General features: G+C 70.1%; 14 protein-coding genes and 1 pseudogene. 1 reads left to right on the top strand and 14 read right to left on the bottom strand.

Annotated features, from left to right (window positions below; genetic code table 11):
* Positions 1 to 71: 71 nt before the first annotated feature.
* The 11 genes from OHO83_RS34945 to OHO83_RS34895 all read right to left on the bottom strand — a co-directional run bounded on the left by OHO83_RS34945 (position 72) and on the right by OHO83_RS34895 (position 9,506).
* Positions 72 to 962, bottom strand: coding sequence for a diacylglycerol kinase (locus tag OHO83_RS34945; protein WP_266668600.1), 891 nt, complete (start codon positions 960 to 962; stop codon positions 72 to 74).
* 30 nt (positions 963 to 992) lie between these two features.
* Complete coding sequence (gene tatC, locus OHO83_RS34940; protein ID WP_266668602.1) at positions 993 to 1,937, bottom strand: twin-arginine translocase subunit TatC; 945 nt, start codon at positions 1,935 to 1,937, stop codon at positions 993 to 995.
* A gap of 50 nt (positions 1,938 to 1,987) precedes the next feature.
* Positions 1,988 to 2,275, bottom strand: a complete 288-nt coding sequence (gene tatA / locus OHO83_RS34935) for a Sec-independent protein translocase subunit TatA (RefSeq protein WP_227293751.1) — start codon at positions 2,273 to 2,275, stop codon at positions 1,988 to 1,990.
* A 261-nt stretch (positions 2,276 to 2,536) separates the two neighbouring features.
* The gene (locus OHO83_RS34930) at positions 2,537 to 2,734 is read right to left on the bottom strand and encodes a hypothetical protein (protein ID WP_266668605.1); all 198 of its coding nucleotides are present in this window, start codon (positions 2,732 to 2,734) and stop codon (positions 2,537 to 2,539) included.
* Between the two features lie 9 nt (positions 2,735 to 2,743).
* Entirely contained in the window at positions 2,744 to 2,989 is a 246-nt protein-coding gene (locus OHO83_RS34925; RefSeq protein ID WP_227293753.1) for a phage terminase large subunit family protein, read from the bottom strand.
* Between the two features lie 137 nt (positions 2,990 to 3,126).
* A complete protein-coding gene (locus tag OHO83_RS34920) occupies positions 3,127 to 4,083 on the bottom strand; it encodes a helix-turn-helix transcriptional regulator (RefSeq protein WP_266668608.1) in 957 nt (318 codons plus the stop codon).
* Positions 4,084 to 4,098: 15 nt separating this feature from the next.
* Complete coding sequence (locus tag OHO83_RS34915; RefSeq protein ID WP_266668610.1) at positions 4,099 to 5,052, bottom strand: helix-turn-helix transcriptional regulator; 954 nt, start codon at positions 5,050 to 5,052, stop codon at positions 4,099 to 4,101.
* 228 nt (positions 5,053 to 5,280) lie between these two features.
* On the bottom strand, positions 5,281 to 5,655 hold the full coding sequence (locus OHO83_RS34910) for an FKBP-type peptidyl-prolyl cis-trans isomerase (protein WP_266668612.1): 375 nt from the start codon (positions 5,653 to 5,655) through the stop codon (positions 5,281 to 5,283).
* Positions 5,656 to 5,714: 59 nt separating this feature from the next.
* Positions 5,715 to 6,731: an FKBP-type peptidyl-prolyl cis-trans isomerase gene (locus tag OHO83_RS34905; protein WP_266668614.1), complete on the bottom strand. Its 1,017-nt coding sequence runs from the start codon at positions 6,729 to 6,731 to the stop codon at positions 5,715 to 5,717.
* A 144-nt stretch (positions 6,732 to 6,875) separates the two neighbouring features.
* On the bottom strand, positions 6,876 to 8,237 hold the full coding sequence (gene pafA / locus OHO83_RS34900; protein ID WP_030606492.1) for a Pup--protein ligase: 1,362 nt from the start codon (positions 8,235 to 8,237) through the stop codon (positions 6,876 to 6,878).
* 9 nt (positions 8,238 to 8,246) lie between these two features.
* Positions 8,247 to 9,506, bottom strand: a complete 1,260-nt coding sequence (locus OHO83_RS34895) for an MFS transporter (protein WP_266668617.1) — start codon at positions 9,504 to 9,506, stop codon at positions 8,247 to 8,249.
* Between the two features lie 125 nt (positions 9,507 to 9,631).
* Between OHO83_RS34895 and OHO83_RS34890 the strand changes: the two genes are divergently transcribed.
* Positions 9,632 to 10,669 (top strand): LacI family DNA-binding transcriptional regulator, encoded by a 1,038-nt coding sequence (locus tag OHO83_RS34890; protein ID WP_330280253.1) that lies wholly within the window; start codon positions 9,632 to 9,634, stop codon positions 10,667 to 10,669.
* Between the two features lie 66 nt (positions 10,670 to 10,735).
* On the opposite strand, the gene prcA is transcribed toward OHO83_RS34890, so the two are convergent.
* From prcA to OHO83_RS34875, 3 genes and pseudogenes are all read right to left on the bottom strand, one after another.
* Complete coding sequence (gene prcA / locus OHO83_RS34885) at positions 10,736 to 11,494, bottom strand: proteasome subunit alpha (protein WP_330280252.1); 759 nt, start codon at positions 11,492 to 11,494, stop codon at positions 10,736 to 10,738.
* Positions 11,495 to 11,577: 83 nt separating this feature from the next.
* Positions 11,578 to 12,420, bottom strand: coding sequence for a proteasome subunit beta (gene prcB, locus OHO83_RS34880; protein WP_266668622.1), 843 nt, complete (start codon positions 12,418 to 12,420; stop codon positions 11,578 to 11,580).
* Positions 12,372 to 12,567 (bottom strand): annotated as a pseudogene (locus OHO83_RS34875) (endonuclease domain-containing protein); the annotation flags it as partial. The pseudogene OHO83_RS34875 and the gene prcB, both read right to left, overlap by 49 nt.
* Positions 12,568 to 12,625 lie beyond the last annotated feature (58 nt).

Raw genomic sequence — 12,625 nt, 5'->3', positions numbered from 1 at the left:
CGGGGCCGGGGAGCCACGAATTCCGGAGCGGGCCCACGATCTCCAGGACCTGGGCCCACGGGCTCCAGGCGTCAGGGCCCTACGATCAGCGCGGCCCGCGGCACGCACTCGACCGTGAGGGGCAGGCTTCCGAGCGGCTCCCCGTCGGCGTACCCGGTGATCCCCTCCGCGGCCAGTTCGACCTTCTTGGCGCGGTGGACGGTGACCACGGGGTGGTCGAGGTGGGTCCCCTTGTAGACACGCGGGAAGACCTTGAGCAGCGTCGCCCGCGAGCAGTCCCCGACGACCGTGATGTCGAAAAGTCCGTCCGTCATGTCGGCGCCCGCACAGATCTTCATGCCACCGCCGTACGACGTCCCGTTCCCCACGGCGACGAGCGTGGCCTCGACCTCCAGCACGGGGCCGTCGTCCAGGGTGATCCGGTACGGAACGGGCTTGAAGGTGGCGAGCTCGGCGACGATCGCGAGGTCGTACTTGAAGCGGCCGCCGGGCCAGCGCATCCGGTTGCCCCGGTCGTTGACCCGGGAGTCGAAACCCGAGGCCAGGACGGTACCGAACCAGTGTCCGTCGGCCCTCCCCAGGTCGAGCTCGCGGATCCGCGAGGCCTTGAGCGCGTCGGCGACGAGGGCGCCCGCCGCCGCCGGGTCCCGCACGGGCAGTCCGAGGGAGCGGGCGAAGTCGTTCCCTGTCCCGACGGCGATCACGCCGAGTGGGGTGCGGGTGCCCGCGACGGCCTGCAGCGCGAGGTTGGCCATGCCGTCACCGCCGACGGCTATGAGCGCTCCGGTGCCGGCGTGGACCGCGGCACGCGCGCGCGTGAGCGCGTCGTCGGCGTCCTCCCCCACGACCGTACGCACGGAGAAACCGGCCGCCCGCAACGCGGAAGCGGCCGGCTGCGCCGCCTGGGCGCCCCGGCCGCGCCCGGCGGTGGGATTGACGAAGAGGGTGATCTCGCTGGTCACGGGCGGACCATACAAGATCGTGCCGCCCTGTCAGGTCACGTCGTCATAACCGTTGACCCGGTCATGGTCCGAGCTCGCCTGCTCGGGCAGCGTGTTGCCCGCCGAGACAGGCTCGGGCGTGAGGTCCAGGTTCGAGGCCTCGTCGTCGTCCAGGTCCTCGTGGTCCCTGGCCTTGCGGCGGTCGTTGAGCAGGGAGAAACCGGCGGCCGCGAAGTACAGGATCCAGATGGGTCCGGCGAGCGCCAGCATGCTCAGCGGGTCGGTGCTGGGCGTCGCCACGGCCGCGAAGACCGTGATGCCCATGATCATGGCGCGCCACCACCCGATCATCCGCTTGCCCGTGAGCACCCCGGTGAGGTTGAGCATCACGAGAAGCAGCGGCAGCTCGAAGGAGAGCCCGAACACGACCACCATGCGTGTGATCAGGTCCAGGAGATCGTCCAGCGGCAGCTGGTTGTCGACACCGCCCGGCGAGAAGTCGAGCAGCACCCTCGCCATCGTGGGGAGGGTCTTGTACGCGAAGAAGGCACCGCACAGGAACAGCGGGAAGCCGGTGGCGACGAAAGCGGTCGCGTACTTCTTCTCGTGCTTGTGCAGGCCGGGTGCGACGAAGCCCCACAGCTGGTAGAGCCAGACCGGCGACGCGAGGACGACACCCGCCATCAGCGAGATCTTCAGCGCGAGCGTGAACGGCGTCAGCAGACCGTTGAGCACGATCCGCGCGCACGTCTCGTCGTGCTGTCCCTTGTTCGCCTGCTCGGCGAGCTCGGCGAAGCTCGACTTGCAGCCCACCGAGTCGAGCACCGGATTGGTGAAGAACTCGATGATGTCCTTGTAGAAGAAGGCGGCGACGATCGTGACGACGACGATGGCCAGCAAAGCCTTCGCGAGCCGGTTGCGTAGCTCACGCAGGTGTTCCGCGAGCGGCATCCGCCCCTCGGGATCCTTCTCCGTCTTGCGGGCAGACTTGAGCAACCCACGTCCTCATCTCGTGCGACAGGCCGCCTTCGCGGGGCGGCCCGGGATCAGCGCTGCGAAGTCTGGTCGGTCGGCTCGGTGACCGGGCGGCCGCCTGTCACGTCACCGGGGGCGGCCTTGATCGTGCGCTGCGCCGGGGTCTGCCCGTCGTGCTGCGGCGGGTCGGCCGGCGCGGTCTGCTGGCCGTCGGACTTCATGGCCTTGGCCTCGCTCTTGAGGATGCGGGCCGACTTGCCCAGCGAGCGCGCCATGTCGGGAAGCTTCTTCGCGCCGAACAGCAGGACGATGACGACGAGGATCAGAATGATCTCAGGGGCGCCGATCTTTCCGAACATAAGCGTTTACCTTCTCACCGAGGCGGCAGGGGCGGGGCTGCCGGTACAGGTCGGACTGATGTCCGACCACCGTGCTGGCAGCGATCGTATCCCGCGGGGGTGAACAGGGGGCAATCCCTCTGCGTACTCCCAGTTGCGGTCCGCGCCTCGCTCGACGGGCCGCGCCTCGCAGCGTACCCGCCCGTCCCGGCAACCGGACAGGGCACAGAGGTAAAGCGCTTACCAGCATGTCTCCCCCGTCACATTCGACGGGTCCTGCGATCAGAGAAGCTCGCGGCCCGTGCGGGCCGTGGCGGTCGCCGCCCGCTCCAGGTCCTCCGCCGCGCGGTTGATCTGCTGTGTGGTGTCGGCGACTTGGCGCCCGAGGCGCTGCGCCTCGACAAAGACCTTGACCGCGAGCACGCCGAGCACGGCGAGTCCCACGAACCCCACAGCAATCGCCAGCATCGCCCAGAACATGGGCCGAGCCTAGACGGTCTGATGGAGGCGGAGCGTGCTCACCCCTCCGCCGGTGAGGAGTTCGATGATGCGCTCCCCGGCCGGCTTGCGTACGGCGGCGCCGCACTCGGGGCAGGTGAACGAGTAGAACGTGGTGCGGCGGGTGGCGCCGATCGCCAGGCGCAGGGCGCCCGCGGAGAGTTCGAAACGCTCACGGCAGTCGGGGCAGGCGGCCTTGAAGAGCACCGGACCCACCACCGCGGACAATCCACCCATTTCGACCATCCCAGACTTTTCAGAAATTCCCGAACTTCTGGCACCCCCGGGCCGCACCGCGGTCAACGGCACGCCCACCCTTCTCACCTCGGCCGCGCGCGTGAGGGCCGTCACAGACCCGCCCGCGGCCAACGCCCCTACCCCTGACCGTCGTACGCGGCCAGCGCCTCTCCGGCAGCCTGCCGCGCACTCTCGGCGAGCCCGAGCGGCGAGACGATACGCCCGTCGCGGCCGAGCCGGAGCGCGAGCCGCCTCAGCGACGACGGCTCCGGCGTGCGCAGCGTGATCCGCAGGCCGCCGTCCGCCAACTCCTCGGCGCTGTCGTGCGGGTAGTACTCCGCGACCCAGCGTCCGCCGGGACCGACCTCGACCACGACCTCGGGATCCTCGGCCGCGGGCTGCACGAGCCCCTCGGACAGGTCCCGCAGTTCGATCTCCGGCGGCGCTGACGGCTCGTCCAGGATCCGGATCTCGGCGACCCGGTCGAGGCGGAAGGTGCGCCGCGCCTCGGAGCGCCGGCACCAGGCCTCCACGTAGGTGTGGCCGACGCTCACCAGACGGATGGGGTCGATCTCCCGCTCGGTGAGCTCGTCACGGGCCGGGGAGTAGTAGCGGATCCACAGCCGGCGCCGCTCCGAGATCGCCCGGTCGACGTCGGCGAAGACGCCGCCCTCGGACTCGAAGGTCACCGAGAGCCGGGCGCTCGCGCCGGCCGCCTCGCCGGCCGCGGCCTCCAGCTTCGCGGTGGCCCGCAGGAGCGCGAGCCGGTCGCTCTCCCTGAGGCCGGGCAGCGTGGACACGGCGCGGGCGGCGACGAGCAGCGCCGTCGCCTCGTCGGCGGCGAGCCGCAGCGGCGCGGCGACGTCGTCCGGGTTGTGCCACCAGATGCGGTCGCCGTCCGTGTCGATGTCGAGGAGGTCACCCCCGCGGAAGCTCGTCCCGCACAGCGGCAGGATGTCGAGGTCCGAGATCAGCTCGTCCTCAGTGATCCCGAAGGCGCGGGCGACATCCTCGACGCGCGCTCCAGGGCGCTCCCGCAGATATGTCACGAGGGACAGCATCCGCCGGGTCTGGTCGATGGCGTTCGTGGCCATTGGTCCTCGTTCCCCTCAGCCCTTGGCCACGGCACGCAGCCGGTCGACGACCTCGGCCCGCAGCTCGGCGGGTTCGAGCACGACCACGTCGGGCCCGAACTCGACCAGCCAGGCGTCGAGCCCGTGCCCGTACGGAATCTCCAGCTCGTCCCAGCCGTCGCCGAGGTCGCGCACGGCGGAGGCCTTGGCGCGCAGCGGATAGCCGGAGCCGGTGCGCAGCCTGATGAGGGCCGTGCGGTCGGCGGTCTCGCCGGCCCAGCTCGCGACGGTCTCGCGGACGGTCACGACGTCGGGCACGTCCGCGGTGAAGCGGCCTGCCCGGGAGCGGACCTTGCCGGTGATGCGGGAGAGCCGGAAGACGCGCTCGGCTCCGCGGTCGCGGTCCCAGCCGGCGAGGTACCAGTGGCCGCGCCAGCACTCCAGCGCCCACGGCTCGACATGCCGCTGCTCGGGCCGCGCGGCCGTGGCCTTGCGGTAGTCGAAGACGACGGGCCGCCGGTCGCGGCAGGCCAGCATCAGGGGTTCGAAGGATGCCTCGTGTGCGGGGATACGGGGTTCGAGGGCCGAGTGCGCCTCGTACGGGTCGACGTCCTCGGGGAGTCCTGCGGCCCTCAGCTTCTGCAGGGCTCCGCTGGCGGCGCCGGCGAGGCGGGCCTGCTGCCAGACCTTCGCGGCGAGGCCCAGCGCGGCGGCCTCCTCGGCGTCGAGGGTGACGGGCGGCAGCCGGTTGCTGTCGCGGCGGGCGAGATAGCCGATCTCCCCGTCGAGGCTCTCCACGGTCGCGATGACCAGGCCGAGCTCCCGCAGGTCGTCCTTGTCACGCTCGAACATCCGGTTGAAGCTGTCGTCGGAGTTGGCTTCCAGGTAGGCCTCGATGGAACCGCGCAGCTCACGCTTGCTGAGTGGGCGTCCCGTCCCGAGCAGACACAGCGCCAGATTCATCAGCCGCTCGGCCTTCGCAATGGCCATCGACGCCCTACGTCCTCTCTTCGAGAGCCCCCTGGCTCTCCCCCATCCGAACGTCGACCGTACCGCTCCGGAGTGTCGTGGCAAAAGCCGAGGACAAGGGGTGCATCCCAAAGGGACGCGGCCGAGGACGGCGGAGGGAGACGGGCTGGGCCCATGCCGGAAGGCATGGGCCCAGAGTTGACCGCTTGCGGTCACAACCTGATCAGACGGCGACCGCGTCGCTGACGATCAGACGCCGACCAGGTCGCAGACGAAGATCAGCGTCTCGCCGGGGGCGATCACGCCGCCGCCGGCGCCACGCTCGCCGTAGGCGAGGTGGGCGGGGATGGTCAGCCGGCGGCGGCCGCCGACCTTCATGCCCTGGATGCCCTTGTCCCAGCCGGTGATGACCTGGCCGGCGCCGAGCTGGAACTCCAGCGGGTTACCGCGGTTCCAGGAGGCGTCGAACTCCTCGCCGGTGGAGAAGGCCACGCCCACGTAGTGGACCTTGACGTAGTCGCCGGGCTTGGCGACGGCGCCGTCACCCTCCCAGATCTCCTTGATCTCCAGGTCAGCCGGCGGCTGGCCCTCGGGGAAGTCGATCTCGGGCTTCTCGATGCTCACGTCTCTTGCTCCTGCTGCTAAACGGTTGGGCAACCCGGACAGTCTTGCATCCCGCAGGGTCAGGACGTGGCCAGGATGTCGACGACGAACACGAGCGTCGAGTTGGCCGGGAGCGTGTCGCCCTTGGCCTGCTTCCCGTACGCCTGGTCGGCCGGGATCACCAGCAGGACGCGGTCGCCCACGTGCTTGCCGACGAGACCCTTGTCCCAGCCCGGGATGACCTGGCCCTGGCCGATGACCGTGGTGAACGGCTGGCCCGCGTTCCACGAGGAGTCGAAGAGCGTGGCCTTCGGCTTGCCCTCGTTGATCTTCCAGGCGGCACCGCTGTACTGCATGGTGACCGTCTTGCCGCTCTTGATCTCGGCCCCCTTGCCCTGGATCAGGACCTGGTCGACCAGCTTCTTCGGCGGGTCGTTCTTCGGCACGGAGATCGTCGCGGGCTCCGGCTTGTCGGCCTTGATCTGCGGCAGGTTCGACGGGATGGACGCCTGCGTGCCCGTCGCCATCTTCGGGGTGACCTTGCCGACGTCGATCGCGAAGACCAGCGTGTCGGTGCCGGTGACGCCCGCCTGCTGGTTGCCCTGGCTGCCGAAACCGGCGGCCGGCGGCGCCACGACGAGGACGCGGCTGCCCTCCTTCTGGCCCACCAGGGCGTCCGCGAACGCCGGGATGACCGACTTCGAACCCGCGGTGATCATCTGCGGGCTGCCGCCCTGCTGGTAGGAGCTGCCGAGGTCCTTGCCGCTCTTCCAGACCTTGCCGGTGAAGTTCATCGACACCAGGTCGTCCTTCTTGACCACGGCGCCGTCACCCTGCGACAGCGTGTGCACGACGAACTTGCCGCTCGGCTCGGCCTTCGGCACGGTGATCTTCGCCTGCTTGCCGACGGCGCCACTGATCTCCGGCATGGGCGAAGCCGCGTCGACGGGCTTGGGCGCGGCCGCCTCGGCCTGGGGCGAGGAGGACGCCGAGTCCGCCTTGTCCGTGTCGCTCTTCTTGTTGTCATCACCCCCGCACGCCGTCGCGGTCAGCGCCAGAGCCGGGACGATGAGCAGAGCAGCAAGTCGGCGTCGCACAGTGATCCTCAGGTTGCGGGTTACGTGAGTACGGTCCCGCCACTGTAGGCCCTCACGTCACATACCCGGGGTACCGCACACGCACCAAAGGGCCCCGTACGTAGATCACGTACGGGGCCCCGGGCCGACGGTGAGGTGGTCGTCCTACATTCCGGCGATCAGCTTCTCCACCCGGTCGTCCACCGACCGGAAGGGGTCCTTGCACAGCACCGTCCGCTGCGCCTGGTCGTTCAGCTTCAGGTGCACCCAGTCGACCGTGAAGTCACGGCGCTGTTCCTGGGCCCTGCGGATGAAGTCGCCCCGCAGCCGCGCGCGCGTGGTCTGCGGCGGCACCGACTTGCCCTCGAAGATCTTGAGGTCGTTGCAGATGCGGGCCGCCTGTCCCTTCCTCTCCAGGAGGTAGTAGAGGCCCCTGCGGCGGTGGATGTCGTGATACGCGAGGTCTATCTGCGCGACCCGCGGATGCGACATGGTCATGTTGTGCTTGGCCCGGTACCGCTCGATGAGCTTGTACTTCATCACCCAGTCGATCTCGGTGCCGATCCGGTCGAGGTCCTCGGCCTCGATCGAGTCGAGAACACGGCCCCACAGTTCGAGGACCTGCTCGACGGTGCCGGTGCGGATCCCGCGGCGCTCGCAGAAGTCCACGGCCTTCTCGTAGTACTCGCGCTGCACCTCGAGGGCGGATGCCTCGCGGCCGCTGGCCAGACGCACCTTGCGCCGGCCGGTGATGTCGTGGCTGACCTCGCGGATGGCCCGGATCGGGTTCTCCAGTGTGAGGTCACGCATGACCGTGCCGGCCTCGATCATGCGGAGCACGAGGTCGGTGGCGCCCACCTTGAGGAGCATCGTCGTCTCGGACATGTTCGAGTCGCCGACGATGACGTGCAGGCGCCGGTAGCGCTCGGCGTCCGCGTGCGGTTCGTCGCGGGTGTTGATGATGGGGCGGGAACGCGTGGTCGCGGAGGACACGCCCTCCCAGATGTGCTCGGCACGCTGGCTCACGCAGTACACGGCGCCGCGCGGAGTCTGCAGCACCTTGCCCGCGCCACACAGCAGTTGCCGTGTGACCAGGAACGGAATGAGGATGTCCGCGAGTCGCGAGAACTCCCCGTGACGGGCCACCAGATAGTTCTCGTGGCAGCCGTAGGAGTTTCCCGCCGAGTCGGTGTTGTTCTTGAAGAGATAGACGTCGCCCGCGATTCCCTCCTCGTGCAGGCGGCGTTCGGCGTCGACGAGCAGGCCTTCCAGAATGCGCTCGCCCGCTTTGTCGTGCGTGACCAACTCGGTCACGTTGTCACATTCGGGAGTTGCGTATTCCGGATGTGACCCGACATCGAGATAGAGGCGGGCGCCGTTCCGCAGAAAGACATTGCTGCTGCGGCCCCATGACACGACACGGCGGAAGAGGTACCGCGCCACCTCGTCAGGAGACAGGCGGCGCTGTCCCCTAAACGTACATGTGACGCCGTACTCGTTCTCCAGCCCGAAAATGCGGCGGTCCATGAGTGAACATTACGCCTGATGCCCTGTACTGAAACCGGGTTCGACAGCACCGTTTCGATCATTTTCCGATGAGCCCGCGACACGCCCGGCGCCACGGGGAGCTGCGAGGACCCGTCCGGTGGCGAGAAGCACGAGCAGCGCGGCCACGCCCGCGGCTCCGGGAACGGCGAAGCCCCACACCGTGCCGCCCCACTCGACGACCGGTCCGGCCGCGGCGGTTCCGATCGACGTACCCACCGTGAACGTCGTCACGAGCCACGAGAACGCCTCCGTCACCGTGCCCCGCGGCGCGTGCCGGTCGACGATGATGAACGCGCACGCGATCGACGGGGCGAGGAACACCCCGGCGAGCGCCGTCAGGGCCGTCATGGCCACGACGCCCGGCATCAGCACCAACGGCACGTAGAAGAGGGCCAGCAGGGCCACCAGCCACCGCAGCCGCCGCTCGGGCACCCCGGCCCACTGCCGCGCCCCGTAGACCGAGCCGCCCGCCAGCGCGCCGAGCCCGAGCGCCGCCATCAGCCAGCCGTACGTCACGTCGCCGCCGTGTCCGTCCGCGTACGAGACGCCCGCCACCGTGATCGAGCCCAGCGCCGTCCCGATGAACAGGAACGCCCCGAGGAGCGCGAGGAGTCCGGGCGAGCGCAGGGCGCCCAGCCAGTGCGCCTCACGCGGCGCCGAGCGCCACGCGCGCGAGGGCTGCGACACGACCACCGACAGCGCGCCGAGGACGCCGACGACGTTCAGAACGATGAGCGCGGCCTGCGCCGACCACAGCGAGACGCACACGGTGACGAGCAGCGGGCCGACGGTGAACATGACTTCCTGCGCCACCGCGTCCATGGCGTACGCGGTGTGCACCTGGTCCTCGCGCGGCAGCACGTTCGGCCACAGCGCGCGCAGCCCGCCCTCGAGGGGCGGTGTGAACAGGCCGGCCGCGCCCACCGCGATGTACGCGAGCGCCGGTGCCCCGGTCCCGGCGAAGGCGAAGACGGTCATGGCCAGGGCCGACGCCAGCGCCGCCGGGAGCTGCACCCGGGGCTGTCCCCGCAGGTCCACGAGCCGGCCGAGCAACGGCTGTCCCACCGCGTTGGAGACGCCGTACACCGCCGCGAGGGCCCCGGCCAGGCTGTACGTGCCGCCCTCGGCGCGCACGAACAGCACGATCGCGATGGCGGCCGTCGCGTTCGGCAGCCGCCCCACCAGGGTGCCCGCCAGCAGCCGCGCCGCGTGCCGCGCCTTGAGGATCTCCGCATATCCCGCGGCCATCGTCCGCCCTCTCGCCGCCCCGAGGCGCCCTAGGTTTTACGTATAACTTCGAGGGTCATACGTACCATGTCCGCAGACCACGGGTCCACCCGAAAGGCCCCGCTGCACACCCCACGGAGGCATGAGTGACGACCGGGTCAGACGAGACGGCCCCCGCGCGTCCCACCAGCCGCGACGTCGCCCGCGCCGCCGGAGTCTCCCAGGCCGCCGTCTCCCTCGTACTCGGTGACAAATGGCGCGGCCGCGTCGCCGAAGCCACCGCCGAACGCGTCCGCGCCGCCGCCCGCGACCTCGGCTACCGCCCCAACCTCGCCGCCCGCAACCTGCGCCTCGGCCGCACCCGCACGGCCCTCCTCGTCGTCCCCGCCCTCACCAACGAGTTCTTCGCCGGTGTCTACACCGGCGCCGCCCGCGTCGCCGCGGAGCACGGCTTCGGCGTCGTGCTCTACCCCTCCCCCGAAGGCATCGGCCCCGCGCGCGACCCCTTCGACTCCGCACGCGCGGCCCTCGACGGCGTCCTCGCCTCCTCCATGGCCTCCGACGCCGTCACCGCCATCCGCGGCGGCGGACTCCCCCTCGTCATGCTCGACAGCGACCCCGACGACACGGCGGGCACCGGCGGCGCGGCCACCGTCAACCTCGACATCGCCGACGGGATGCGCCAGGTGACGGACCATCTGCTCGCCCTCGGCCACCGCCGGTTCCTGCACCTCGCCTCGGCCGTGCCCTCCTGGACCTTCGACGTACGCGCCCAAGAACTCGCCGACCGCACGGCCCGCGTCCCCGGAACCCACGTGAGCACGGTGCGCTCACCCCTGACGGTCGAGGCCGCCCGCACCGCCGCGCAGGCCGCGCTCACCGCGCCGGGGCCCCGCCCCACGGCGATCGTCTGCGACGACGACAAACTCGCCACCGGCGCCTACAAGGCCGCCCGCAGACTGGGCCTGCGCATCCCCGGCGACCTCTCCGTCACCGGCTTCGACGACCTCTCGCTCGCCACCGCCGTCGAGCCCGAACTCACCACCGTGCGGCTGCCCGCGGAGCTCTTCGGCGAGCGGGGCATGGCCGCGCTCCTCGCCGTCCTCGACGGCCGTGCCCCGGAAACCACCGCGCTCCCCGTCGAGTTGGTCGTCCGCGGCTCCACGGCCGCGCCCGCGGGCTGACACGACGAACGGCGCCCCGACCGCTCGCACGGTCGGGGCGCCGGACACCTCGGCAGGAAACCCTGCTCACTCCTCGTCGTCGGACTCCGCGTCACTGCTCTCCACCGGCTCGGCGGACGTCGCCGCACCGGCCTCGAGCAGCCGCGACAGCTGCGGCCCCACGATGCGCTTGAACTTCCGCTGCTGCGGGCGCGTGCGGTCGAGGACCGCCACCTCGAGCCGCTCCGCGGGGATCTCCCGCTCACTGCCGCTGGTGTCCCGCGACAGCGCCTGCACCGCCAGCTTCAGCGCCTCGGCGAGAGTCATCCCGTCCCGGTGACGCTGATCCAGATAGGTGCTGATCTGCTCCGCGTTCCCCCCGACCGCGACCGAGCCGTGCTCGTCGACGATCGAGCCGTCATGCGGAAGGCGGTAGATCTGGTCACCCTCGGGCTCGGACCCGACCTCGGCGACCACCAGCTCGACCTCGTACGGCTTCTCGGCGCTGCTCGAGAAGATCGTGCCCAGCGTCTGCGCGTACACGTTCGCCAGGCCACGCGCCGTCACATCGTCGCGGTCGTAGGTGTAACCGCGCAGGTCGGCGTAGCGCACTCCGCCGATCCGCAGGTTCTCGTACTCGTTGTACTTGCCGGCGGCGGCGAAGCCGATCCGGTCGTAGATCTCGCTGAACTTGTGCAGCGCGCGGGACGGGTTCTCGCCGACGAACACGATGCCATCGGCAAACTGCAGCACAACCAGGCTGCGACCGCGGGCGATGCCCTTGCGGGCGTACTCCGCCCGGTCGGCCATGGCCTGCTGGGGTGAGACATAGAACGGCGTCGACACCGGCTGTCCGTCCCTTTCTGTCAGTGACTCAGTGACTCAAGTCTCGGGCGAATGGCGCTTCGGGCATGACGGATGCGTACCGGTCAGAGAAGCGCGGCCCGCGGGCCGTCGGGCTGCTCGAGCCGGCGGTCGAGGATGGAACGGGCGATCTGCGCACCCTCCTCGTCGGTGAGCCTGCGGAACCCGTCGTCCGTGATCACGGTGACGATCGGGTAGATCCGGCGTGCCACGTCGGGACCACCGGTCGCCGAGTCGTCGTCCGCCGCGTCGTACAGGGCCTGCACGACGAGCGTCGTGGCCTCCGCCTCCGTCAGATCGTCGCGGTAGAGCTTCTTCATCGCCCCACGCGCGAAGATCGACCCGGAGCCGGTCGCCGCGTACCCCTGCTCCTCGCTCCGTCCGCCCGTGACGTCGTACGAGAAGATGCGGCCCTTGCCGCGGTCCACGTCGTACCCCGCGAACAGCGGCACCACGGCCAGACCCTGCATGGCCATGCCGAGGTTCGACCGGATCATGGTCGAGAGCCGGTTCGCCTTGCCCTCCAGCGACAGCTGGGCGCCTTCCACCTTCTCGAAGTGCTCCAGCTCCAGCTGGAAGAGCTTCACCATCTCCACGGCCAGACCGGCCGTACCGGCGATGCCCACCGCCGAGTACTCGTCCGCCGGAAAGACCTTCTCGATGTCGCGCTGAGCGATCATGTTGCCCATCGTGGCCCGGCGGTCACCGGCGAGGACCACACCGCCGGGGAAAGTGACGGACACGATCGTCGTGCCGTGCGGCGCCTCGATCGCGCCCTTCACCGGCAACGCGCGGTTCCCGGGCAGGATTTCCGGCTGATGCACGGACAGGAAGTCCACGAAGGACGAGGATCCAGGCGTCAGGAAGGCTGCTGGTAGACGCCCGGTGCTACGAGTGTTGGCTTCCACGCGATTCCTTCCACGTAGGCGGCGGCGCGACGGATGACGTCGGGACGAGTGTCCCAACTTGCCGATGGCCGAATTGCAGTTGAAGCACAGTACGTCAGGGACCCTACCCGCGGAACGGCAGTGATCCACATCCGTGGCCGGGTGCTTGGGACGGCTTCGGTCGACGACCCGCCCGCCCCCGGCACCCCGGCCACGCCACCTTCAG

The sequence above is a fragment of the Streptomyces sp. NBC_00569 genome, assembly GCF_036345255.1.
Lineage (GTDB): Bacteria > Actinomycetota > Actinomycetes > Streptomycetales > Streptomycetaceae > Streptomyces.
This window is presented reverse-complemented; position numbering and strand designations above follow the sequence as displayed.